The 23,660-nt window shown below is 57.8% G+C and carries 17 protein-coding genes; 4 read left to right on the forward strand and 13 right to left on the reverse strand.

Annotation, left to right across the window (positions count from 1 at the left end):
- The first annotated feature begins 223 nt into the window (after positions 1 to 223).
- Complete coding sequence (gene galE / locus ETAA8_RS34045; protein WP_145099912.1) at positions 224 to 1,204, forward strand: UDP-glucose 4-epimerase GalE; 981 nt, start codon at positions 224 to 226, stop codon at positions 1,202 to 1,204.
- 73 nt (positions 1,205 to 1,277) lie between these two features.
- Positions 1,278 to 2,546 (forward strand): 1-acyl-sn-glycerol-3-phosphate acyltransferase, encoded by a 1,269-nt coding sequence (locus ETAA8_RS34050; RefSeq protein WP_145099916.1) that lies wholly within the window; start codon positions 1,278 to 1,280, stop codon positions 2,544 to 2,546.
- 38 nt (positions 2,547 to 2,584) lie between these two features.
- Here the strand turns inward: ETAA8_RS34050 and ETAA8_RS34055 are convergent, their stop codons facing one another.
- From ETAA8_RS34055 to ETAA8_RS34090, 8 genes are all read right to left on the reverse strand, one after another.
- Positions 2,585 to 5,008, reverse strand: a complete 2,424-nt coding sequence (locus ETAA8_RS34055; RefSeq protein WP_145099919.1) for an ATP-binding protein — start codon at positions 5,006 to 5,008, stop codon at positions 2,585 to 2,587.
- A 216-nt stretch (positions 5,009 to 5,224) separates the two neighbouring features.
- Complete coding sequence (locus ETAA8_RS34060) at positions 5,225 to 5,833, reverse strand: superoxide dismutase (RefSeq protein ID WP_145099922.1); 609 nt, start codon at positions 5,831 to 5,833, stop codon at positions 5,225 to 5,227.
- A gap of 304 nt (positions 5,834 to 6,137) precedes the next feature.
- On the reverse strand, positions 6,138 to 9,887 hold the full coding sequence (gene ccsA, locus ETAA8_RS34065; RefSeq protein ID WP_145099925.1) for a cytochrome c biogenesis protein: 3,750 nt from the start codon (positions 9,885 to 9,887) through the stop codon (positions 6,138 to 6,140).
- Between the two features lie 97 nt (positions 9,888 to 9,984).
- On the reverse strand, positions 9,985 to 10,614 hold the full coding sequence (locus tag ETAA8_RS34070; RefSeq protein WP_145099928.1) for a hypothetical protein: 630 nt from the start codon (positions 10,612 to 10,614) through the stop codon (positions 9,985 to 9,987).
- Between the two features lie 268 nt (positions 10,615 to 10,882).
- On the reverse strand, positions 10,883 to 11,440 hold the full coding sequence (locus ETAA8_RS34075; RefSeq protein ID WP_145099930.1) for a hypothetical protein: 558 nt from the start codon (positions 11,438 to 11,440) through the stop codon (positions 10,883 to 10,885).
- A gap of 60 nt (positions 11,441 to 11,500) precedes the next feature.
- Entirely contained in the window at positions 11,501 to 12,274 is a 774-nt protein-coding gene (gene surE, locus ETAA8_RS34080; protein WP_145099933.1) for a 5'/3'-nucleotidase SurE, read from the reverse strand.
- A 36-nt stretch (positions 12,275 to 12,310) separates the two neighbouring features.
- Positions 12,311 to 13,921, reverse strand: a complete 1,611-nt coding sequence (locus ETAA8_RS34085) for a hypothetical protein (protein WP_145099936.1) — start codon at positions 13,919 to 13,921, stop codon at positions 12,311 to 12,313.
- Positions 13,922 to 13,954: 33 nt separating this feature from the next.
- Entirely contained in the window at positions 13,955 to 14,923 is a 969-nt protein-coding gene (locus ETAA8_RS34090; RefSeq protein WP_145099939.1) for a glycosyltransferase family 2 protein, read from the reverse strand.
- Positions 14,924 to 15,066: 143 nt separating this feature from the next.
- Here ETAA8_RS34090 and ETAA8_RS34095 point away from each other — a divergent pair, with 143 nt between their 5' ends.
- The gene (locus ETAA8_RS34095) at positions 15,067 to 16,200 is read left to right on the forward strand and encodes a serine hydrolase domain-containing protein (protein ID WP_145099942.1); all 1,134 of its coding nucleotides are present in this window, start codon (positions 15,067 to 15,069) and stop codon (positions 16,198 to 16,200) included.
- 33 nt (positions 16,201 to 16,233) lie between these two features.
- On the opposite strand, the gene ETAA8_RS34100 is transcribed toward ETAA8_RS34095, so the two are convergent.
- The 5 genes from ETAA8_RS34100 to ETAA8_RS34115 all read right to left on the reverse strand — a co-directional run bounded on the left by ETAA8_RS34100 (position 16,234) and on the right by ETAA8_RS34115 (position 21,780).
- On the reverse strand, positions 16,234 to 16,878 hold the full coding sequence (locus ETAA8_RS34100) for a Uma2 family endonuclease (protein ID WP_145099944.1): 645 nt from the start codon (positions 16,876 to 16,878) through the stop codon (positions 16,234 to 16,236).
- Positions 16,879 to 16,961: 83 nt separating this feature from the next.
- The gene (locus tag ETAA8_RS34105; protein WP_145099948.1) at positions 16,962 to 17,333 is read right to left on the reverse strand and encodes a (deoxy)nucleoside triphosphate pyrophosphohydrolase; all 372 of its coding nucleotides are present in this window, start codon (positions 17,331 to 17,333) and stop codon (positions 16,962 to 16,964) included.
- Between the two features lie 19 nt (positions 17,334 to 17,352).
- On the reverse strand, positions 17,353 to 19,728 hold the full coding sequence (locus ETAA8_RS34110; protein WP_145099951.1) for a hypothetical protein: 2,376 nt from the start codon (positions 19,726 to 19,728) through the stop codon (positions 17,353 to 17,355).
- A 292-nt stretch (positions 19,729 to 20,020) separates the two neighbouring features.
- Positions 20,021 to 20,188, reverse strand: coding sequence for a hypothetical protein (locus tag ETAA8_RS35125; RefSeq protein WP_202921444.1), 168 nt, complete (start codon positions 20,186 to 20,188; stop codon positions 20,021 to 20,023).
- A gap of 560 nt (positions 20,189 to 20,748) precedes the next feature.
- A complete protein-coding gene (locus ETAA8_RS34115) occupies positions 20,749 to 21,780 on the reverse strand; it encodes a hypothetical protein (RefSeq protein WP_145099954.1) in 1,032 nt (343 codons plus the stop codon).
- A gap of 902 nt (positions 21,781 to 22,682) precedes the next feature.
- On the opposite strand from ETAA8_RS34115, the gene ETAA8_RS34120 reads away from it, so the two are divergent.
- The gene (locus ETAA8_RS34120; protein WP_145099957.1) at positions 22,683 to 23,288 is read left to right on the forward strand and encodes a hypothetical protein; all 606 of its coding nucleotides are present in this window, start codon (positions 22,683 to 22,685) and stop codon (positions 23,286 to 23,288) included.
- Positions 23,289 to 23,660: the final 372 nt, after the last annotated feature.

Genomic DNA, 23,660 nt, shown 5'->3' on the forward strand with positions numbered 1-23,660 from the left:
GCCGCACTTGGGCCGAGTGCGGTGTATCTTTGTTGTCGGCGCTGGCTACCCGAGTTCTGCGACATTCGGGCAGCCGGCAGATTGTTCGCTACAACCGCGCGAGGGGTCAGCTCGGCGGCCGCTTTGCGGAAAAGTATCCCTTTCCGTTCAGGACTGCCGCGCTAAGATGTCAGCGAACGTCTCTGCGTGATGACACACTGACTACTTTGAAGATGGGCCGGGCATGAGAATTCTGGTAACTGGCGGTGCAGGCTACGTTGGTTCGCATGCCGTGCGTCACTTGCGGCACGCGGGACATCAGGTCTGGATCTACGACAATCTCTCCTGCGGGCATGCAGCGGCCGCGCTCGATACGCCGCTGATTCTGGGTGAACTCAGCGATACGCAAAAGTTGGTCGACTTGCTGCGCTCGCAGCAAGTCGAAGCGGTCATGCACTTCGCCGCGTTTGCGCTGGTCGGTGAATCGGTCACTAATCCCAGTAAGTACTACGAGAACAATGTCGTCGGCAGCTTGCGGTTGTTGCAGGCGATGCATGGGGCCGACGTGCGCAAGATCGTCTTCTCGAGTACGACGGCCACCTATGGCGAACCTGCGAAGTCGCCGATTGCTGAAACGACACTGCAGCAGCCCATCAATCCCTACGGCTTCAGCAAGTTGATGGTCGAACAGATCCTCGACGATTTTGCCGCAGCCTATGGCTTTGGCTTTGCCGCGCTCCGTTATTTCAACGCCTCGGGGGCAGCCGCCGATGGTCTTATTGGCGAGGATCATCGTCCTGAGTCCCACTTGATTCCGATCGTTCTGCAAGTCGCTCTGGGTCAGCGCGACCGAGTGACGATTTTCGGCGACGACTATCCCACACCCGATGGCACCTGCATTCGCGACTACATTCACGTCGACGATCTGGCGGAGGCACACCTGCGGGCGCTCGATCGGTTGCAGCCGGGTAAGGGTCTCAAACTGAATCTTGGCAGCGGCACGGGCTATAGCGTGCAGCAAGTGATTGACGTCTGCCGCCAAGTGACCGGCCATCCCATTCCCGCGATGATGGGGGCTCGACGCGCTGGTGATCCGCCGGCGCTGGTGGCCGATTCGTCCCTGGCCCAACGCACGCTCGACTGGCAATGCCGCTATTCGGACCTGCCAACCATTGTCGCCTCAGCCTGGAACTGGCATCAGGCTCATCCGCGGGGATATGCCTAGGACCTCTGTCGCATCACATGAGGATTCAGCCAGCCGTCAACGACGAACTGCTGCTGTGCTATAACTGCTGGCCATGCAGAAGATCATTGTCGAAAAACCCTACCGCTTTACCCCCGCTTTTCACAGCTGGGTGTTTCCCTGGTTCTTTCAGCTTATTCGCCTGCCGTACAACTACCTGCGGTGGAAAGAAGGGGTAGTGGAGCACGAGATTCGCGGCGTCGAATTCCTGCAGGCATCACTGGCCGCGAAGCATGCAATTTTGATCACGCCCAACCATCCGCGCACTGCCGATCCGGTGGCGATGGGCTTTTTATCAAAAGCCGCCCATTGCGAACTGTATGCGATGGCCAGCTGGCATTTGTTCCAGCACGGGTGGTTGAACTCGACGATCATCCGGATGATGGGCGCGTTCAGCGTCAATCGCGAAGGAGTCGACCGACAAGCGATCAATACCGCCATCGACTTACTAAGCAGCGGCAGAAGGCCGCTGGTGATCTTTCCCGAAGGGGCAACCAGCCGGACTGCCGATTATCTGCATGCTCTGCTCGACGGCGTGGCGTTCATCGCGCGGGCAGCGGCAAAGAAGCGTTCGAAGATGACTCCGCCCGGTAAAGTCGTGGTTCATCCGGTGGCGGTAAAGTATTTGTTTCGCGGCAATCTGGCCAGCGCTGCCGACCAGGTGCTGACGCGCATCGAGCAGCGACTCTCGTGGCAACCGCAGCGGCAACTCGACTTGATGTCGCGAGTTTCCAAGACCGGACTGGCGCTGTTGAGCTTGAAAGAGATCGAGTATTTCGGACAGACGCAAACGGGCACATTGGCCGAACGACTGCAAAAGTTGATCGATCGGCTTCTTCGACCCTTAGAAGAACATTGGCTGGGAAGTGCCCAGGAAGGAACCACCGTGCCGCGCGTACGAACGCTGCGGACCAAGATCTTGCCGGAGATGGTGGCGAATACCATTGCAGCGGATGAACGCGCGCGGCGCTGGCGCGATCTGGCCGATTTGTATCTTGCTCAACAACTGTCGAGCTATCCGCCCGAGTACCTAACTACGCGCCCGAGTGTCGATCGCATCTTAGAAACGATCGAAAAGCTGGAAGAAGACCTGACCGATAAGTGTCAGATTCATGGCCACTTGAAAGTGATCTTGGAAGTCGGTCCCGCCATTGAAGTGACTGCCGAGCGCGATCGCAAAGCCACCATCGACCCGCTGATGCTCGCTATTCAGCAGAACTTGCAAGGAATGCTCGACAAGCTTGCGCTCGAATCGCCAGTTCTCGATGAGCAGACTGCCGCTGCGATTCTGCCCAACGTACGTGCGTCAGTCGGGGTGCAGTAGGCCATGAACATGCAATGCTCGCTTCCGGCTACTTCGAGTTAGGTGGCTGGTTCGGAGCTGCCATCGGGTTTGACGAGCCACGGTTGCCAAACGAGCAGAACCTGATTCACGGCGATGTCGGTCTTTTTGGGCGTGATCTGAATTTCGCTCAAGTCGAGCGCTTGCTCCGAGAATTGCTCGGCGACTTTGTCGCTCTCGGTTTTGAACTCCGCTTCCAGATCGGCGAGTCGCTGCGCGAGCGCTTCGACCGATTCATTCGCCTGGCCGATATCTTGCCGCTCTTTGGAGATCCGCGTTGCCGCCCGCACGCTGCTGGCGGCGCGGGTCATGTTGGCGGTACTGGCCAGTTTGCGGCCGAAAATCGCGCCGAGCAGCGAAGTGCCAATGGAAATGGCAGCGTTCATGGTCTGTTGCGAGGCCTGCGCTTTTTCTTTCTCGACCCGCTGTTCCGCCTTGCGGATTTGCTCTTGAATGCTGGCGATCTTCGGTGCGTACTTGGTGCGTAACTTCTCCACCAATAAGTCCCGTTGCTCGCGGGCTCCTTGCGACAAGCGGACGCGAAAGTCAGCTTCCGTTTCGCCGGGCTGCGAACATTGCTTGAGCGCCGCGCATTTCCAAATCGATAGTTTGCGATTGCGGTAGATGAAGTCTTTGAGCGCGGTCGTGAGTGACGTGTATTGCTTGGCCCGCGTCAGTTCGGCCGGGAGCGCGTTGAACTGCGCTTTGTCCTCGGGCGTCGATTCCAGCTCGAGCGATTCGTCTTCGAGCGGTTCGCATTCGGCCCACGGTTCGGCCGGCAGTGCTTCGTCGAGCGGCACGACAAAGGTGAGTCCCTGCGCATGATCGACACCAGACGCCGACTGCACAAAATGGACCTTGGCAATGCCGACCAACTGCGGGCGATAGGTGAGTCCCACATTGGGACCGCGACTCAACCGCCGCGGCTGAAAACGCTCGATGATCTCTGGCGGCAAGACCGACCGCTGCTCGCTGGCGTTGCCCAGCAGCGCGGTGGCCCGGGCAGCACCACCAGTATCGACATGTGCAGCCTTCTTTTCCGCCATCAGCTGAGACATTTGCTCGCGCGTGAGTGGCCCGCGAAGGAAAGACAAGGCCCAACGCGATTGAAAGACAACCGGCGCGTCGTCGTGGACGTTATTCATCAAGAAGACGCGGCTGCCGAGGCCCGAGAGGATCCTTTCCATCTGGCCGCGGTCGAACGATTGACCCACCGTGGCCGAAGCACCTTCCAGGCCATCGAGCACGCGCAGCTTGTCGCGCTCGGTTTGCAGGCGACCGAGGAACCAGGTGCCGCAGTTAGATAGGCCCTTGTAATCGAGATCGACCGGATTTTGTGTTGCCAGGACCACACCCAGGCCGAACGCGCGGGCCTGCTTGAGCAGCGTGAGCATCGGCGTCTTCGAGGGTGGGTTGGCGCTGGGCGGAAAGTAGCCGAACACTTCGTCCATGTAGAGGAGAGCGCGCAAGCTCGACGTGCCCGATTGATTGCGCATCCAGGCGATCGTTTCACTGAGCAGAATGGTGACGAAGAACATCCGCTCGGCATCGGAGAGGTGCGAGATGGAGAGGATCGAGAGTCGCGGCTTCCCTTCTGGCGTGTAGAGCAGCCGCTGAATATCAAGCGGTTCGCCGGTCATCCACGCGCTGAAGCCAGGAGATGCAAGGAGGTTGTTCAACTGCATCGAGAGGGCGAAGCGCTCTTTCGCGGGAAAGAAGCTTTCGAGATCCATGACGCCGATCTTGTCGAATGGCGGCTGCTGTAAGTAACGAATGAGCGCGGGCATATCGACGCTTTGGCCGTCGCGCCAGGCGCGGTCGAGAATGTTGGCGAGCAAGATATGTTCGCGGCTGCGGAGCGGATCACCTTCGAGCCCCATCAGGCCCAGCAAGCTAGCTGCGGCTGCGGAGATGGCATCGCGAAAAGCCTCGGCATTCTGCACCGTCGACTGCGGCGGCGCTGCGAGTGAGCGGAGCACCGTCAGCGGAATACCCGCACTGCTGCCGGGTGTGTAGACGGCGATATCGACCGCGTCGCGAAACTTCGCAATCCGGTCGGGCGTTTGTCCCCACTCGGCGAGGCCGGCCTTCCATTGTTCGGCTGTTTTGGCGGCCAGTTCCTCCGGCTTCTGTCCCTTGCGCAGCGCTTCGGCCGGATCGATCCACGGGGCAAAGTCGCTAGCCTTCAAATCGGGAAACGTGAGCAGCAGGTTGCCGAGATCCCCCTTGGGATCGATGACGATCGCAGGGATGCCGTCGATGGCTGCTTCTTCCAGGAGTGAGATTGCGAGACCCGTTTTGCCGCTGCCCGTCATGCCCACAATCACGCCGTGTGTGGTCAGATCCTTCGAGTCATACAGTAGCAGTTCGTCCGTGTGCTGCTTGCGCTCGAGGTCGTATTGTTTGCCTAAATAGAAGACGCCTAAACGCTCGAAGTCTTGCATGGCAGCGGGTCCACTTCACGTTCGTGGTGATTCGACAAGGTGCGCGATAAGAGTGACCATTCTACGAATTGAAGTGGCCCGTGAGAAATGGGCGCACGAAAAAGCGGGGCCATGCTTTTAATCATTGCCCCGCTAGTTTTTTGTAGCGTGGGCTTTAGCCCACGACGAGTCGTACGATGGCTGCAACGTGGGCTAAAGCCCACGCTACGGGAGCGACTACTTGGCGGCTGCGGCAAAACGGCGGGCGACTTCATTCCAGTTCACCACGTTCCAAAACGCAGTGATGTAGTCCGGGCGACGATTCTGATAATTGAGATAATACGCGTGTTCCCACACGTCGCAGCCGAGGATGGGCGTCTTCCCTTCCATCAGCGGGCTGTCTTGATTGGCAGTGCTTTCGACCACCAACTTGCCGCCGACGACGTTCAACCAGGCCCAACCGCTGCCAAAGCGCGTGGCACCGGCCTTCGCAAAAGCTTCTTTGAACTGAGCAAAGCTGCCGCACGCGGCATTGATGGCTGCGGCCAGTTCGCCGGTCGGTTCGCCACCAGCACCGGGGCCCATCACGGTCCAGAACAAGCTATGGTTGGCATGACCGCCGCCATTGTTGCGGACGGTGGCGCGAATGTTTTCGGGAATCTTGTTCATGTCGGCAATCAGCTGTTCGACGGGGAGTTTTTCCCATTCGGTGCCGGCGATGGCCGTGTTGACGTTGTTGATATATGCCTGGTGATGCTTGGTGTGATGGATTTCCATCGTGCGGGCATCGATGTGCGGCTCAAGCGCGTTATTAGCATAAGGAAGAGCCGGAAGTGTGTAAGCCATGTGTGTTCTCCTACGATGAATTTGCCCAGTGAGACGCGAAAGAGCATCCTGAGCGCGTGAAACGTGGTGTCAGCCAGACTTGCCAGGTTTGATCGCCAAACTCCGTTGCCAACCCCCGTCGGACAACGCCGCAAGTCGTTCCGCTGACCTGAATTCTGAGATTCAATTCTGCCAATGAAGCACTGAGCGCAGCATACCGAACAGGGCCAGAGTCAGCAATTAGGGCAACTGGCCGGCATCACGCCAGCGCGTGATGCTTTGCGGGGAGTAAGACCTTGCGGCGGAGCGTGAGGAGCACTACCGGTTAAGTACTCTGCGGAGCTGCGGGACCGTTGCCGGAGTCTTGGCGCACACTCCACCAATACTTTAGTGGAATAAGGCCAATGGTGATGATGATTAGCTGCGACAGAACGAACGTCGCCAGCGTTTCCATCACGCCGAACTTCTGACCGTACGAGTGCAGGCCGACGTCCAGGCCGTTTACGCCAAACCAAGACCAGCTGGTCATGATGTTGCCGCCAATGGCCAGCAAGGCGAGACCACGATCGCCGACTAACTTGTCCCAGCGGGCATGCAGCACGAGGGCATTCCACAGCACGATGATTAGAGCGCCGTTTTCCTTGGGATCCCAGCCCCAGAACCGGCCCCAGGAATCGTCAGCCCACAAGCCGCCGAGCACGGTGCCGAAGAAGCTGAAGAAAATAGCAAAACAGGTGGTGCCATAAATCATCCGCGCGAGAATCTTGCGACTGCCGCCATCTAAGCGCGGCGTGGCAACGCCGAGAATCACATAGAGCAGGCCCATGAAGCCCGCGAAGTACGTGGCGCCATAGCCGAGCGTAATGCAGACCACGTGCGTGGCAAGCCAGAACTGCGTATCGAGCACGGCTTGCATCACGCCAATTGTGTCGCCGTCGATCCCCAGGAAGTAAGCAATGATGAGCGTCGAAAAACCGCAGAGCGTGGCCACCAGATTGCCGAGGCCAATGCGGAAGACCAGCTCGGCGACGATGCCAAAAAAGACACAAGCCCAGCCAATGAAGATCGCCGACGAATAGAGGTTCGTTACCGGCGGCCGACCCGAAATGTAAATTCGCAGCCCGAGCGCGGCCGTGTGCATGATGAACGTGAGAACCACCAGCGTGAATGCCGTCCAACTCATCGTGCGCGAAGGAATCAGCCAACCGATCATCGCAATCAGAAACGCGACGACATACAAAATCATGCCGACGTAAAACGGCGAGAAGTGGTTAAACCACGTTTCGAGTTCCAACTTATAGGCGTGATATTCCGGCGGATCGGCCTTTTGCACCAGCGCTTCGTAACGGGCGACAGCGGCGTTGAATTCGGACGGATTATCGGCGACATAGGCATCGATAATGGTGTTGAACGCAGCGAGGCGGCGATCGGGTTCGTTATTCGGATTCAGCGAGGAAATGAAGCTATCGAGCGAAGCTTCGGGGAGTAGGAGCCAATCGATCTTGTCGGTTCGCTGGCCGGTCTTCTCGTCGACCACCTGGCCCGGAATGAGCCGCGGCGGATGCTCGGTCTTGAGCATTTCGGTTTCCGACTTCCACATGCGAAACGCCGCGATCGTCCGCTCGGCCAGTTGTTGATTGGCCTTGAGTTGCTCGGGCGAGGGCAATGGCAGCGGCGTGAGCGCTTTTTTCAGCTTGATGTAATTCTGCATCCCTTGCGCGATCTTGATCAGCCCGCGCTGCTGCGCCGTCTGCTTGTCTTTGGCGGTCTTACTCGCCGCTTCGACTTGCGATTGCAACTCTTGCAACTTGGGAATGAGATCGTTGAAGGCAAAGACATGCCCCTTGGTGTCCTTCAAGCTGAGCATTTTGCGAATGTCGGGATCATCGATTTTGATCACGCGATGTTCGTTGGCCGCGTCAGCGCCGGAGATGGCATCGAGCAGCCAGCGATTCGCGGCGATCTTTTCGTACTTCTTGCCATAGGCCCATTCACGCTGGCGCATGAGAAGGAGCGCGTTGCGAGCGACAGTATCGAGCGGCTTCACGCGGCCCGATTCAGCAACTGGCAAGCGGCCGAAGGCTTCGAAGTCGAACTGGTTCGCAGCGACTCTGGGAGTTCGCAGGCCTGAGCCCACAAACATCAAAAAGATCACACTGGCGGCAATGACGCCGATGATCTTATCTCGCGATAACAAGGGCTGCTTCGGGCGCAGCACCTTGAGCTCTGCCTTCGCCGCCTTCTTGCCAGGCTTGCCCGAACTGGTTACCGGCTCGGCCAACTCAGCTGTCACAATATCGCCACTTTGCAGATCTTCCGACTCGCGCCGCCGCAAGAAGCGCACGAGTGTTTGCAGGAAGTGAGCGATCATGCCGACGGTGATAATCATCACCGCGACATAGGGAATCAAAAATCCGTTATTGCGCACAACGGCCAGGCTGGTTTGTTCGAGTCCGCCGGGCAGCGGCACGTAACCACTTTGATACAGAGTCAGCCCACTATAGCGGAGCGGGTCGTTCATCTTGATGTGGACGTCGGAGTGAATGCCGCTGCTCGTATCGGTGAGCTTGATGTCGGACGAATAGTTTTTGGGCGTCGCCGTGCCGACGTAGTCGTCCTTGCGGACGTCGATCAACTGCACGGTGAACGGCACGTACTGCCGCTTAAAGCGGAGGGCAGTCAGATAAGACTTATCACCGTCGGCAACCGCCTCTAATTTTGATAAATCATCTTGCTCGGTAATGACCTGGGCGAGGAGAAAAGTCCCGAGGTCTTTGCCCGACTTCTTGTCCTTGAATTGAACGTAGGCCGCCGCGAGATCGACGGCGCTATCTGAGTCGGTTCCCTTCGCCGCTTCTAAAACCTTGATGGTCTCTTTCAACCCGATGCCCGCCGTGGCTGGCGATTTCTCGTCCTTCGTCAGTTTGCGAGTATCGGCATTGCGTGCGTATTGCAGAACCGTGACCGAAACGGGCAGCAGACCCTGCGGGTCTTCAATCGCTTGCGGGGGCTTATTCTCTTTTGCCAGCTTCTCGTTGAGCGTGGCATTCGCCATTAGCACATCGACCGGAACCACGAAATGCTCGTCCTTTTCAGGATTCGAGCGGTCGATCAGGGCCAGTTCGGTCGAGCGAATATCGCGCAGGTAGTTGGTCGTTTGCCCTTCCACCAGTGACATGTTGAATTCGGCCACGTAGTGGGCCACGAACAATTCATTGAACATCAGCAACAGCAGGCCCTGGTGGAGTAGCACCACGCCGCCGCGCTTTTGATACACCAGCCAACAGCCCACCAACAGTACGACGCCGGCGAGCGTGCCTTGCAGCAGTTGCCACATGATGCGGAGCGCTTCGGCACCGGGGAATTCCAGCTGAAAGAGCAAGAACCACACGAGGGTCGAGTACGCCAGCAGCAGACCGCCGAACAGCCCCAGCATCGAGATGCGGACGATGGTGAGCTTGGTTTGTTGAAAGGCGGGCTGAACGCCGAGCCAGATGTACGCAAACACTGCTCCGACCCACGTGGCAATCATGGCCAGCTGAAAGCCGGTCCAGAACTGTTCCCAACTGAACGGGGGCTGAGCCTGGAAGCCGCCGCGATTATGACCATTCAAAATAATCAGCAGTGTAAACAGCCAGCCGAAAGCGACCAACCCGATGCCGGCGAGAAGCGGCGTCATCTTCGTCTTGAGCTGCAACACCCAGCGAATATGTGCAAAGGCAATGTTGAGAATCATCACCACGCCGACGACCATACCGCCCGGCATGGGAATCAGCGGAACCTTGAGGGTCTTCCACCCCGGGTAAAAGACCGAGGGAATCAGGTTGAGATCGACCCACATGATCACGGCGCGAAAATAGGCTGGCATGACTTGCCAGATATCCATTTCGGTTTGCGCGAGCGTGCCGATGAAGATCACAAAGATGCCATAGGCAAACATGGCCACGGCAATCTTCTGGGAAGCAAGCGGCGCGAGGACTCGGTCGACTTGTTCGAGCAGCGTGAGTTCGCGAGCCGATTTGCTGGTGCGAGCGGGAGCTTCCGCAAAGGCGTCGGAGGGAGAAACAGCGGACATGCGAAAAACTCCGCGGCAAACTTAGGGAGAGGGCTGAGGGGGAAGTAGCTGATATCGTCAGTAGTCAGCTACGGATCAATTCGCGGCGCGAGACTCACTACCACTTTAGGGACTTGGCAAACGCTTCGAAGTTGGCTCGTTCGCGTTCGGCCAGGGCCGTGTTGCCCCGCAGTTTGACGAACCAAGTGCGGTCTCCGTCGACCACGACCACACCTAAGATCGATTGCTTCTGCGGGGCATCTGCTGCGGAGTGCATTTCGATGAACTGACCTTCCTGGCCGTTCACTTCGATGGGTTTGTAGGCTTTGGCTAAATCCTCGGCCGTAGCTTCGGGCAAATTCACCTGGCCACGCCAACGATTCATGTTCGCGGTCAAATCACCGCCGGCAGCACTGACCGTAATGTCGATCTTTTCGTCACCGTCTTTGACTTCGAACGCTTTCAGACTGAACTGGTTGCCGGCGGTCTCGGTCCACCCTTCGGGCATTTCAAATTTCAAATCCTCGCTGCCACCACCGGCCGGTGGGCGATTCACTCCGCCCCCCATGCCAAACGGCATGGCGGGCGCGCCGGCGGGACGCTTGATCTCGGTATGAATGGTTTCGGGCTTCGGAACCGAGTAATGGGCGATTTGATCCTGCTGCGAACAGCCCGTAAAGCTAGCGAGGGCAACGAGGCCTGTCAGCGCGGCAAGGAGAATGATCGGGGAACGAAAAACCAACGTCATGAACAACCTCAAACGATTAGCTGGCAAAGACTTGCGATCATACGGGCCAGCTGGCGTGGATCTTGAGCCAGCACACGCGATGTGCTGTTCCGGCAGTGGCGACAGGTTATGCCGGAACCGCGCGAAAACGCTTGTTCCGGCCTAAGCATTCAGGCGGGCAGTCCCCGGAGGGCTGACAATCCATTATAGCGCCGCCGCGCAGCAATCGTACAGGCAAAAGCGAGTGCTCAAGCGATTTCGGCGGGGAGATTGCCGGTCGGGCGGCCAGTTATTGGGCAGGGCGGCGGACCATCAGCTCGGCCTTTTCAGGATCGTAAAGATACTCCTGACCAGCCGGGAGTTGCGGGAGCTTGATCTGGTTTTCCTGAATGATCTTCTGCATGAACTCTTCGTGCGAGTTCGGAAATCGCCCTTCGGTCCCTTGGAACAGATTCATGGCCGACGGAATGGCGATCTGAAACACGACCTTCTCGCGGACCGCAAAGTAGGTCTTGGCAGGCTGCACGAGCAGGCCGTTCTCGTTGTCCAAACTGCGACCCTTAATCCCCACGCCCACGTCGGCCTTCACCGTTTCTGTTGTGTCGGCCGCTGGATTAGTTGGCGCTGGGGCATCCGGCGGTGGTGGTGGCTCAAATCCCACACCGGGGGGCGGAACAGGCAGCGACGGCACCGGTGGCATCGGCAACGTCGGCGCAGGTGGCCCCGGCATGATCTCGGGCGCGGTGTCCGCAGGTTGAGGAGCCTGATTGTTGGAAGCAACGGGCGCGGCAGGGCCACAGCCCGCGATCAACAACAGACCAAGGCCGCAGAACCAATGCTTGCTCATGAGAGAATCCCCGCCCTGTTTAGTTTGAACTCATCACGCTCCGCGTGAGGAATACCTTCACTACACCGTTGGCACCGACAGCGTCCACTTTTCCATTTCGGCAAGCGTGGTCTGCCGAGTCATATTGTATTGCAACGGAGTGAGCGTCAGATAGCCTTTGGCAATTTCCGTGAGATCGGTCGGGTACCCTTCCGGCCGCGGCGGCGGGTCATTCGTCGCCCAATAATAGGTTCGCCCTTTGGGGTCGACCCCCTTCACATAGTCTTCGCCATAGCGCGAAACACCCATCGGCACGATCTTGAGTTCGTTGTGGTCGCGATTGGTCGCAGCCGTGGGAATGTTCAGGTTGTACAGAACCGGCTCGGGGCCTTTGCGCTCGAGAATCTGCTCGATGATGCTGCGGCACATTTTGGCCGCTTTGCGAAACTGCGCATGCTCGTGATATTCGAGCGAGCAAGCGATGCTGGTGATGCCGAAGAAGGCTCCTTCGATGGCGGCGGCCACGGTGCCCGAATAGAGAACGTTGATCCCCGCGTTCAGTCCGCCATTAATTCCGCTGACGACGATATCGGGCGGGCGCTGGCAGAATTCAAAGATGCCAAGCTTCACGCAGTCAGCTGGGCTGCCGTCAACGGCCCAGCCGCGTAGGCGATCGTTGGCGTCGTAGACTTCCTTGGGGACCAGAGGTCGCAAGAACGTGATCGAATGGCCGACGCCGCTCTGCTCGGTCGCCGGCGCAACCACGCGGACCTCGGCAATTTGCCGCAACTCTTCTTCTAAGGCCCGTAAGCCGGGGGCGTAAATTCCATCGTCATTTGTCAGCAAGATCAACACGTTCAGTCAGCTCCTGCGTTGCCCTGTTCGATTCCGTTATTCGTAATTGATCCAACCCAAGTGCTGCCAGTACTCGAACAGCCACGGCTGCGACCAGGGATTGAGCGTGGCGTAGTTGGCCGAGAAGACGCTGATGGTAAACAGCACCAGCGCGATGTTCCGCTGCCAACGCGAATTGGCAATCGCATCGGCCGCGGGAATCATCGCCAGTAGCCAGAGCGGAATCAGCCAGAAGAGCCACCGCAGCCCGCTGGTTACACCACCATAGTTGCGGTCGATCAAGGGACGGCTGAGATAAAAGGCGAGCACGACCACCGTCAATAGCGTGACAGTTGTCGCAAACCACCACTGCGCGTTGCGCGCTCCACGCAGCCAGAGGTAAAGGCCCCAGGCACTTAGCAGCCACACGGGAGTGAGCGAGAACAGTCCGTGATGGCCGACGAGCACATGCAGCGCGTAGACGGCGACGGAAGGCTCTCCTTTATCCACTCCCTGCAAGCGGTCTGCGGTCCAATAGGTCCCTTCGTAGTCGTACCAATCGTCCCACTGGCGAATTTCGAGTCGGTCGTTATCGACCAACTGCACCGCGAGTCGGTCATGACCATCGGCGTCCCAAATCACCCAGCGTTCCCCTTTGGTACGCGGCTCGATGACAGTTTGCGGCGACAGGTCGATTGCTTTGTTCTTTAGTTCCACTCGCGCGACTGGCGGCAACTGGCCATCGTCAAAAGCTCGCGCCAGATGCGGCGCGAGCGTCATCAGCATGGGGCCGTCCTGATAGCGATGGGCATAAGCGGGCCGTAGACTCTCGTGCGCTAGCCAGTTCGTACCGAGCGCGGCAGCAAACACCAGGGCGGCTGCAGGCACAAACGCAACAACGGTTTTGGCCGGCGATTTCCAGAGCGAAGCTAAGCCTACGAGACCAAAGAAGGCCAAGGCGGGCAATTCGCAAGTGACTGCGAACGCGCTGGCCAGACCACCGACAGCCAATCGCCACCAGCTTTGCTTGTCGCTATTCCAAATCGGCCAGAGCACGATCAGCGTGACGACAACGGCGACAGCTGCGATCACATGATTGTTGAGCGTGATCGCGAACGTACTGAGAAAGGTCGCCTGAGTGGCGCAGGCGACAACAAAGATTCTTCCCCAGTTACTCTGGCCCAACTGCTCGACCAGATAAGTCAGCAGCCACATCGCCCCGGCCAAAGGCAGAACCTGGCTGAGGAGGAGCATGATGCGCGCGAGATAGAAGGCTTTGTACTTGTCGGCGAAGGTGGTGCCGGTGACTTGCTTGAGCACCCAGTATTCGCCGGCGAGGAGCGTCGGCAGCAATGTCGGCTTGCTGGAGTAGTAGTGTTCTTGGCCATCGGCGCCGCGATGCTTCACCAGATCGATGGTGTGCCAGGCGCGCGCGCGATTTCCTTTTTCATCGAAGATGACGTCGTCGATGGCATAAGTGCCATGATCGACCAGCGAACGGATGGTGCACCAGCGGCTCCGATCGTTCGCACTCAGAAATGGCGACGGATCTTTCAAACTCGAAGAACGTACCTGCATCAACCGCGCGGTCATCGACGCCAGCGAAATCGCAATCAGCAGCGCATAAACGCTCCAGCGGAGAGTTCGTCCTTCGTCGGATGGCGTCATCGACTCCATTGCGCTTTGCTCAAGTTCAGTCAATTAGGTTTTGTCGGTCGCACGCGGCCCAATTCGCTCTTTCACCGAGTACTGCATTACGTTTTTGCCGTAGTAGGCGGTGATTAGTTCGGCCAGAAAGCCCATCGAAATCAGCTGTGCGCCGAGGAGCAACAGACCCATCGAATAAATGACAGCGGGCCGATTGTGCAGGTCTTCGAGTTGCCAACCCGGAACCAATTCCTTCACCACCCAATAGACGGCCAGATACGTAAGTCCAAGGCCACCGAGAAAAAATGATAGAATCCCCAGCGTGCCCAGCAGGTGCTGCGGGCGCTCTTTGAAGCCGGTGAGAAAATAAACTGTCAAGAGATCGAGGAACCCCTTGATGATTCGCGAGACACCGTACTTGCTGCGGCCGAATTGCCGGGCGCGGTGATTGACGATCACTTCGCTGACGCCCCAACCCTTCGAGGCAGCCAGGACCGGAATGAAGCGATGCAGTTCGCCGTAGATACGAACTTCTTCCAGCACTTCGCGGCGGTAACACTTGAAGCCGCAGTTGTGATCGTGCAACTTTACGCCGGTTAGTTGTCCGACCAGCCAGTTGAACACGCGCGACGGGCCGACCTTGTGCCACGGATCGTGCCGCACTTGTTTCCAGCCGCTGACGACGTCGAACCCTTTGTCCATCTCGGCGAGAAAGCGCGGGATCTCGTGCGGGTCGTCTTGCAGGTCAGCATCGAGCGTAAAGACGTAGTCGCCTTGCGCCGCTTCGAAGCCGGCGCTCAGGGCTGCTGCTTTGCCGAAGTTGCGGCGAAATCGAATGCCGCGCACCCGCGGGTCGGCAGCTGCGAGCCGTTTGATCTCGTCCCACGAGCCGTCTTTGGAGCCGTCGTCGATCAGGATGAGTTCCATCTCATACTGATTGGCTGCCGAGACTTCGCAGATCTCTTGATGCAAAGCCTGCAAGCTTTCGACTTCGTTGTAAACCGGAATAACAAACGTCAGCATGGCGGCGCCGGTGTTGCGAACGGGGTGAAATCAGTTGTCAGTGTGTCGCTGCAGATACCATAATCCAAAACCGCCCCGTTCGTCAGGGCGAATGCCCGCCCGACGCCTGCCTGCCGTCTCCTTTCTGCTGCGGAGAATCTCGAATGCTTGAGTATGTCTCGCCCGGTTCAATCGGCATGGATGCCGCACAGTTGCAGCGAGCGTACGACCTGGCGACCGCTTGGACGACTGCCGAGGGAGCCGAGCCGGCAATCATGCCCGCCGCCGCGATCATGGTGGGGCGCAACGGAAAGGCCGTGGAGCCGAAGTTCTTCGGCAGGCAAGGGACTGGCAAGGACGCGCCGCCGATTCGCCGCGATGCGCTCTTTTTGATTGCCTCGCTGACGAAGCCAATCACGTACCTCGGCGCGATGATCCTCGTAGAGCGCGGGCTGTTAGGTTTGAGCGACCCCGTGACGAAGTATATTCCCGACTTTGCCGCGCATCACAAAGAGAATACGCTCGTCCAGCATCTGTTCACGCATACCTCGGGCCTGCCCGACATGCTCGAGAACAACACCGAACTCCGCCGGCAACACGCTCCGCTCAGCAAGTTCATCGACGGCGCGATTCGCGATACGGTTCCCAAGTTCCCGGCCGGCACCGACTACAGCTATCAAAGCATGGGCACACTGGTGGTCGCCGAGATTGTGCAACGAATCAGCGGGCTGTCGATCAGCGATTTTCTGCAGAAGGAAATCTTCACACCGCTGGGGCTCAAGTCGAGCGCGCTGGGGGTGAGAGACCTCAATCGTGAACGGCTGACGCAGTTGCAAACGCCCGAGTTCGCTGGAGTCGAACAGTTTGGCTGGAACAGCCCTTATTGGCGTGAACTGGGCGCGCCGTGGGGCGGCATGTTCAGCACGCCCGACGATTACGCCGTGCTGTGCCAGTTGATGCTCAATGGCGGCAGCTATGGCAACGTGCGAATCGTCTCGTCGGCCACGGTGGAAAAAATGACCACTAATCGGCTGAATGACTTTCCGGATTTGCCGGAACCGATTCGCCGTACCAAGCCCTGGGGACTCGGTTGGCAGTTGAATCATCCGGCCACCGAAGGAACGCTGGGCGATCTGCTGCCGAGTGCGGCATATGGCCACCTCGGCGCGACGGGCACTCTGTTTTGGATTGATCCTCAGCGGCAAGCCTTCTGCATCATTTTCACCACGATGGAGCGCGACCGCGCACCGTGGCGACTGGTGCATTTATCGAACGCGGTGGCCGCGGCGATGGAGTAAATGTCGGCTAAGCAACTGTAAATAAACCGATAATCACTTCGCGATGTTCATCGGCCCTTGCGCCGGTGCATACCAGGTCTGACCATCACCACTGTGTTTGATCTCAATCGTCGGCCACTGATTGCGGCTGACGAGGCGAAAGCTGAAGGGAATTGCCCGGGAGGTCAGTTCCTGACCATTGCTACTGTTCGAACGCCCAACCTCGACCAGTTTGCCAGCGACCAAACGCAGCAGTGTTAGTTCCCAGGGATCACGGTCGATGATGAGCAGTTCTCGCGTCTGCACCTTGGCATAAAACTCCAACTTATCCCAAGTACGATCATTCGAGCTGACAACTTCAATCGCAAAGTCGGGGCCCCCTTCCCAGTGCGTGCCGTGAAACTTGGCAGTCGTGCCGTTGAGATAGACCACAACATCGGGACAGCGGTAGTTCTTCGTCCAATCATCTTTCCGGTCGCTGACGTTGCAACCAGGAACCACTCGCCCTAGCCCCTGCAGCCGCAACACCAGCGCCAGACAGGTTTGCAAATCGCCAACGATCTCTTGATGGTAATACTCGGGCAACGGCGACATCACGTAAACTCCATCCCACACTTCGTCGAACCGATCCAGACCTTTCGCGCGACGATCGGCGATCATTGCCTCTTCGGTGAAGGCGTCGAGAACGATTAGTGTCATGTGAGTTCCTCTCCCCAGGCAGTTGCCTTCGAGTAGTTGCGTACCCGATTATACCTCACTCGATGCAATAACCGCAGCAGCAACTACTGCGCAAGGATTGCCAAGAGTTCGCGATTGCCGGCGGGAAACTCGAAGTTGCTTAGCTCCTGACGAGCAATCCAGCGAAACGGCGCGAGTGGGACGGCGCTGGGGTCCGACGGTTCGCAGGCAACAAAGTGGAGTTGAACGGCGTCGTGCGCATAAACGTGCGCGCGGTCAGGATAGCGAAACTTCGCGGCGACAACGAGCCCGGTTTCTTCCAGGCATTCGCGCACGGCCGCCTGCTCGGGCGTTTCGGTGGCGTGCATTTTGCCGCCGGGAAATTCCCATAGCCCGGCAAGCGCAACACCGGCAGGCCGCTGGCCGATGAGGAAGCGGTCTTGATGTTCGACCACCGCAATCGCGATCTGCTTCATCGAAGGCAAGTTTTCCAACTCAAGGCTGCAATAGCAGCGTCAGCAGTGCTTCGGCCACCACCGGCTTGCCGTTCCGCTCACTGGTGGTGCGAATGGTGACCGGCATGTTCAGCGGGCCGGGATTGTCGCCGCAGCGCAGCACCAGCTGGGCCGCTTTGTCGTGCGGCTTCACTTCGACGGGCTGAGCCGAGAGCCCTTGCATGTGCTCGGGAACGATCAGTTCGATCTTCAGATTCTGCCGCACCGTCTGATCGCAGGTCACTTGCAGCGGAATCGTAATCTCGGCCCCCTTGCTGATCAGCAGGCTGCTCCGCTCTGGTTGCACGCGAATCGGCCCTGGCGAAACGATGGCTATTAGCTGATCGTTCTGGCCATTGGCGGTGAAGACGACCTTGTGCAATTTGCCGGCGGCATCTGGCACCTCGCCCACAATCATCAGCTGGCTGCGACTGGTGCGACCCAGCTCCATCCACGGCGGCAACATCACTTCAAACTCAAACTCGTTCACGCCGGGCGGAATGTTCTGCCGCTCGGCAACCACTCCTTGCAAATGTCGACCTTGCTTATCGGCCAGTTCGACCCACAAGGGTCCTTCGAAGCCGCCGCGCTCCACTTCAAATCGCTTGCGCATGGTCGAGCCGCGGGCGATGAACTGCGTATCGAACGGCGCGATGAATTTGAATGGCGTGGGGAGCGAAGTGACGAGCAATAGATGATCGACCTCGACCAGCCCGAGCGCGACGGGCTGATTCTGATTGGGATTCTGCGGCGCTACGATGCTGGCGACATGCTCTTTTGTGGCACCATCGATTTCAGCTTTACCAAGAATGCGAATCGGCGTGCGGGTCACGGGGACGGTTGCGTCAACGGTGAAGACCAGGTCCGCCTTGCTCTGGTTCCCCTTCACTTCGACAGCTGGCGCGGTGACTCCGCTAGGCAGCCCTTCGGCCGCAAGGGTGATGACGCCATTGAAACCGCCGATGCGAGTAATCACGACGGGCAGCTTTTTGGTGCCAGCGATATCAGCCGCCAGCGAGTCGACATTAATCTCCAGGGCAAAATCGGCGGCCGCTTTCATGCAGCGCAGGCGATAAGCAAAACTTGGTCCGCCGCGCGAAGTGAACTTTTCGCTAAGAATGACCTGGTAGCTACCATCCGCTGGGGCGATGAATTTCAGTTCGCAATCGGGCGAGCCACTGGGCAAGTCTTCGCCGCGGGCCAACTCTTTGCTGGTGTCGTCTTGTACGCTCAGCACCGCATCGAGGGGCGAGCCTAACCGCGCGGCGCGGACTTCAAATTGCACCGCGTCACCCTTCTTCAGTTCGAGCGACCAGTGGTCTTTATCGCCCGCTTGCTGAATGCGGCCATTGGCGACCGTGCCAAGCGAAACGCTCTGTGCCTGCTCGGGCGTGTCGTTGGGCTCTTGTTCGCGCAGTTCGGGCAGATCGTCGAGTTCCAGTTGCACGGCATTCAAGGGCTCGCCTTGGCGCGTGAAGTGATGCGTGATAACTCGCGCTGCGGAGGTGGGGAGTGTCTCTTCAATCGCCTCGACCCCTTGACCCAGCAGAGAGAACTTCGTCGAACTGCCGCGCTGACCGCCGAGCGGGTAGATCGCGTCGATCCACGGCCCAGTTGTGATGGTCAGGCGATAGACATAGTTCTGCAGTCCTTCGGCGCGGGTGTCGGTGATTCGCACCGAATACTGTCCGCTGGTGGGAACCTTGAACCGCAGCTGCGGGTCGCGGTTGAGCGTGCCGGTACTTTCGGCCAGGACTTCGCCGGTGGGTGAGCGGACTTCGATTAACGCTTCAAGCGGCGAACCAATCTGCTTGGCCACAACGGCCACGGTGAGCGACTCCCCAGCTTCGGCCGCAAAGCTCCACTGGTCGAGGTCTTCGCGGGGGAAGATGCGGCCGTTGATGGTCACTGGCAACGTCACGGCCACCGGCAGCGGATCGCCGTCGGTTTCGTTCTCGACCACTTCGGGCAACATGCCGACGATGAAGGGGCGAATCGGCGTGGCTCCTTGGCCACCCCACGAACGCCAGCCATGCGCGCCGAGCGGAGCATCGGGGGCAATGGTCAGTTCGGCGGCATAGTCCTTGGGATAGTCTTCTTTTCGCTGACTGGCGGGCTGCTTGATCAACGGTCCTTCAAACCAACGGACGGCGGTTCGCTCGATTTCGGCCGGGCCCGAGATTCCCTGACCGAGCCATTCGAGCGGCGCTCGTTCGTGCAAATAAAAGCCGCCAATGCGGGCTTGGACTTTGGTTCCGCGCTGGGCACCGGCCGGAAAGATGTACGACGTATCTGGCGGCTCAGCCTCCGTTCGTGCGGGCTGGCTCAGTGCGATCACGACACAAGCCCAAAGCGAGATCGGGAGCAGGCGCGGCATGGCAACGTTCGCAGGTGGGTAAGGGAGGGAACCAACTCAGGCGGGAATACGTTTTAGAATGGCGCTCCGCCCCGCCGGATGCAAGGGGAAATTGGTGCTGTCCCGCGACACCAGAGACTTTTTCAGCCGGCTACTGGTCCAGACGAAATAGCGATGGCCACTACTGGCCTCGCAGTTCACGCTCACGAAACGCCCGCTGAAGTTTGATATCAATCCAATCGTCTAGGCGTACGGTTCGATGCGCCTGCTCTATTGGCCAAAAGAACTGCTGGCCCCAGCGAATCTCAAAACGTTAGTAGTCAGTCCTTCCCAAGGATTTCGTGACAATCCAGCCCGGCTCCTCGGGGCTAAAAATGTCAATACCGCTCGGCACAACCAGCGCGAAGTAGCTGGCAACATACAGCACTGGGAGCAGCAGCAAACAGGCTGCGATAATTGGCAGGGCTGGGCGGTTAGTCATGGCTTGTTTCATTGACCAAATCGACACGCCATCGGCCGGGCATATTGACTGCGAAATTCCCTGCGAACGTGATTTTGCTCCGACGCAATATGCTCGTTCAGTTGGTGGAGCCACCAAGTTACGACAGTTGCGAATAGCAGCATCAGCCACATCGCGTGCAATGCGAGTATCTTCATACAGTCCATTCTATCCACGTACAAGAAATCCCCACCAGTGTGACGGCGATGGCTTATCAGCGGCCAATCATAGAGAGGCCCAGTTCAGCCAGACGAGCGATTTGAACGGGCGGTAATGTTCGACTAGAACCACACGCGGAATCTAACTCCTGAAATTGTCGGGTTATGGGCTAACTTCAGATTTCCGAAGCGTGACTAGCTGGGCAGTGCCCCAACGTGGAGAACTGAAAGTGAACGAGATTAAGATAGAAGATTCGCTACCTGCCTTGGAAGGAACGCGCGAGCGATGTAGAGGTCGAGGCACCCACCTTTATGACGAGCGTCTCGGCTGCGACGGAACCGGGTTAGCTCCGACTGAACTAGGATGGCGCGTTTTCGCGTTAGTTAAGCGACACCTTTCTCGTCGTCGCGACGAGCCGTAATCAGCCAGTCATTTACAGCTGCCAAGAGTCTATTTCCGCATTCAAGTGGAGGGGCGACAAGCGACTCAACCAATTCACCGTCTATTGGGATACGAATGCCAAAGTACAGAGCTGGTGCATTGGGGGCGTCCGGTTGCTTGTCGATGTAGTCAACATCCGCAATCCCAGATTTGTGAACAAGCAAATTGCGAACAAGCGAAAGCGAGTTTAGGGATTTGTTTGCGAGGCAGTCGTCGATTGCAGAGGAATTTCGATCAAACGCCTTGCTGTAAGCTTCGCGAATACCAGTAAGCGTCGAGAACTTAAAAGAATGCTTTAGAAGCGTGCCCCACTTGTTGTCGAGGTCAAAGCTCCCTTGAGTGACCCGATGAATGTCTCCAAGCTGCACGGCCTTGCTTGGGCCATCGTTACCGAATGAACCCGTATCAACATCGCTTGTCTTTGCTCCGCCAAGCATCTTGTTGATTCGTTTTCCATTGCCGCGCAAATCTGCAAGGTGGCGTGGGTTGGCGTTAATTGCGGCTTCCCATAAATCTGAAGCTAGAACCTCAAACGCAGTCCAGCCAGCCGTTATTATTGCCTCCATCACCGCGGTTAGGCCGTTTTCAATTTCCTTCCTTTCTCTGGCAAGCAGGTCAATGTGAGTAGCTGATGTTTCAATGGCATTGCTGTTCCCGAGGTGACTGTAATTCCGTTGCGCCCTAACTTTTGCCATTTCCGCTTTTATCTTGGCATTTGCCAATTCCATTTCTTCGCTGGAAACATCCATCGTTCCGTACAAATTCACCAGCGCAATATCGCCAACATGCTGCATCATTCGAGTTATTGATTCGATGCGTATTCCGAAGCCTGCAAGATTATGGAGTTGAGAAATGTTTTCAAAATACGCAAGTTTTGTTTCCGCAAGTTCGCTGATAACGTGGGACGGGAAAGTTTGAACCGGGCCGTTGTTTGTTAGCCAACGAATCAATTGGAGGTACTTTAGATCAGCCATTTCGCGCTAGCCGTGAACCGAGGGTTGTGGAATGTTGTCTCATCTGAATACGCCCACCATACATTCAACCCCGCCAGCTGCAATCTCTTGAATCGGAGAGCAGCCCGCGCATTGGCCGCGCAGCCGACTTATAACCCACGATCTGGTACGGTTTGCCCGTTGGGTTCTATTCCCCTCCTCTCCGAATAGGCCTTTTTGCGTGCTAACGCCCTTAGCAGCTGTTACGTGTGAGCAATCGGCAGGCAAGGTTATGATGGGCTGTGTGGGTTTGGTTGGGCAGTACCGAGCGGGCGGGGATTCATCAAGGGGAATGGGTCTATTTTCGCGTTGGCAGCCTGGGATGGATTTATTGGCCACTCGAACGGGTTGACCGGAAATTACGGCCGGGTGCGTGGGCTGTTGGGCCAGCAGACCGGGAGAGCTAGTGATTAGATCAGAATTGGGGCATGGCAAGGCAAATTGTTATTTACAACTACAAAACATGTTGTTATAAATTACTGGATTGTGTCTGACGAATGGGCCGCGCGTAGGCGAGTGTCTGGCGATTCAGACGGCGGTCGCGAGGGTGGAAGGTGGTTTGAAAACGGAATGGTGCTGGTTGGAAGTCGGGGGTTTATCAACAAACAGGATGATTTCGAAGTTGTACATTTGGGCGCAAGTTGTTGGTAAAGAGAGACTTCAAGCAATGACGGCAAAAGGGGGGTGTTGATAAACTCAGCCGATTTGGACGGGGCCGGCCGGCAAGCGAGAGATGTGAATACTGGTGAGTTGCGCGGGGACCGGGGGAAGTTGGTGGGGTGGTTGGGCTGCTGGTCACCGCCCTGCTCAAGGCTGGGGGCCCAAGTTAGAATGGGCGAGACCACGACCTCACTCTCACCCGCCTCGGCCGAAGGATATTTGTTATGGGAACGTCCGCCTCGAACACGCAGTACTACCCTGTTCTCGCTGGGGTGTTCGCCATTGTGACCGCTCTCTTCTGGGGCTGTTATGGTCCGGTGCTGCACAAGGGTGCGGTGTACATGGGGGAGATTGGGCCCAACATGGGTTCCGGTCGGTTGCGGCCGTTTCTGTGCGTCGGGCTGGCTTACTTTCTGATTTCGATCGTCGGCCCGATTGTGATGATGCAAGTTGCCGGCATGGAAAAAGGAAACGGCTTGCTGCACGGCTGGACGTTCTCGGGAATCGTCTGGAGCGTCGGTGGTGGTGCAGCTGGTGCGCTGGGTGCTTTCGCGCTGATCATGGCGCTGAACTATGGCGGACCGACGAGCCCGACGTTTGTGATGCCGATGGTGTTTGGAGCGGCACCGGTGGTGAGTACCTGCGTGGCGATGTACTTCAACAAGACGTATAGTCAGGTCAGCCCGTTCTTTTTGGTGGGGCTGCTGCTGGTGATTCTCGGGGCGGTCACGATTCTGGTCACGGCACCCAAGCCGGGCAAACCGAAAGCAGCTGTCGAGAAGACGAATTCGGAAACTTCCACCAAGGCCGAACTGGAAAAAGCCAAGTAGCGGCACTTTCCTGGAAATTGACTGCCGAAGTTACGAATCGCTTATGCACTTTGTGCGGTTCGTAGCGGCCGATGCCAAGTGTTGCCCGCGGGCCGAACGGGCGGGTTTTACGGCCGAGAGCAGCCTGCCGCTGTTGGCGCTGGTGAATTTGCCATGCGGCGCGTGAGAATTGCTTGACTCAAACCGCAGCAGTGCCCATGATCGGGATTCCCAAGCCGAGTTAGGGCAAGGGTTTGCACTCTGGTTTGCCGCAGTCCGCCCGTTACTTTTCTTAGCGGCTACTGCCACCGCTTCTGCGTCCAGCTGGTTGCAATTGACGTTTGAGTTCAGCATTTGCCTTCCACAAGCAATTATTCAATTGCCGGGAGCCAT

Origin of the sequence: Anatilimnocola aggregata, assembly GCF_007747655.1 — a bacterium.
In the GTDB taxonomy this organism is placed as follows: domain Bacteria; phylum Planctomycetota; class Planctomycetia; order Pirellulales; family Pirellulaceae; genus Anatilimnocola; species Anatilimnocola aggregata.

Excerpts from the sequence above, each read along its gene's own strand:
- galE (WP_145099912.1), top strand. The coding sequence starts at position 224 with ATGAGAATTCTGGTAACTGGCGGTGCAGGCTACGTTGGTTCGCATGCC.
- ETAA8_RS34050 (WP_145099916.1), top strand. The coding sequence starts at position 1,278 with ATGCAGAAGATCATTGTCGAAAAACCCTACCGCTTTACCCCCGCTTTT.
- ETAA8_RS34055 (WP_145099919.1), bottom strand. The coding sequence starts at position 5,008 with ATGCAAGACTTCGAGCGTTTAGGCGTCTTCTATTTAGGCAAACAATAC.
- ETAA8_RS34060 (WP_145099922.1), bottom strand. The coding sequence starts at position 5,833 with ATGGCTTACACACTTCCGGCTCTTCCTTATGCTAATAACGCGCTTGAG.
- ccsA (WP_145099925.1), bottom strand. The coding sequence starts at position 9,887 with ATGTCCGCTGTTTCTCCCTCCGACGCCTTTGCGGAAGCTCCCGCTCGC.
- ETAA8_RS34070 (WP_145099928.1), bottom strand. The coding sequence starts at position 10,614 with ATGACGTTGGTTTTTCGTTCCCCGATCATTCTCCTTGCCGCGCTGACA.
- ETAA8_RS34075 (WP_145099930.1), bottom strand. The coding sequence starts at position 11,440 with ATGAGCAAGCATTGGTTCTGCGGCCTTGGTCTGTTGTTGATCGCGGGC.
- ETAA8_RS34085 (WP_145099936.1), bottom strand. The coding sequence starts at position 13,921 with ATGACGCCATCCGACGAAGGACGAACTCTCCGCTGGAGCGTTTATGCG.
- ETAA8_RS34090 (WP_145099939.1), bottom strand. The coding sequence starts at position 14,923 with ATGCTGACGTTTGTTATTCCGGTTTACAACGAAGTCGAAAGCTTGCAG.
- ETAA8_RS34095 (WP_145099942.1), top strand. The coding sequence starts at position 15,067 with ATGCTTGAGTATGTCTCGCCCGGTTCAATCGGCATGGATGCCGCACAG.
- ETAA8_RS34100 (WP_145099944.1), bottom strand. The coding sequence starts at position 16,878 with ATGACACTAATCGTTCTCGACGCCTTCACCGAAGAGGCAATGATCGCC.
- ETAA8_RS34105 (WP_145099948.1), bottom strand. The coding sequence starts at position 17,333 with ATGAAGCAGATCGCGATTGCGGTGGTCGAACATCAAGACCGCTTCCTC.
- ETAA8_RS34110 (WP_145099951.1), bottom strand. The coding sequence starts at position 19,728 with ATGCCGCGCCTGCTCCCGATCTCGCTTTGGGCTTGTGTCGTGATCGCA.
- ETAA8_RS35125 (WP_202921444.1), bottom strand. The coding sequence starts at position 20,188 with ATGACTAACCGCCCAGCCCTGCCAATTATCGCAGCCTGTTTGCTGCTG.
- ETAA8_RS34115 (WP_145099954.1), bottom strand. The coding sequence starts at position 21,780 with ATGGCTGATCTAAAGTACCTCCAATTGATTCGTTGGCTAACAAACAAC.
- ETAA8_RS34120 (WP_145099957.1), top strand. The coding sequence starts at position 22,683 with ATGGGAACGTCCGCCTCGAACACGCAGTACTACCCTGTTCTCGCTGGG.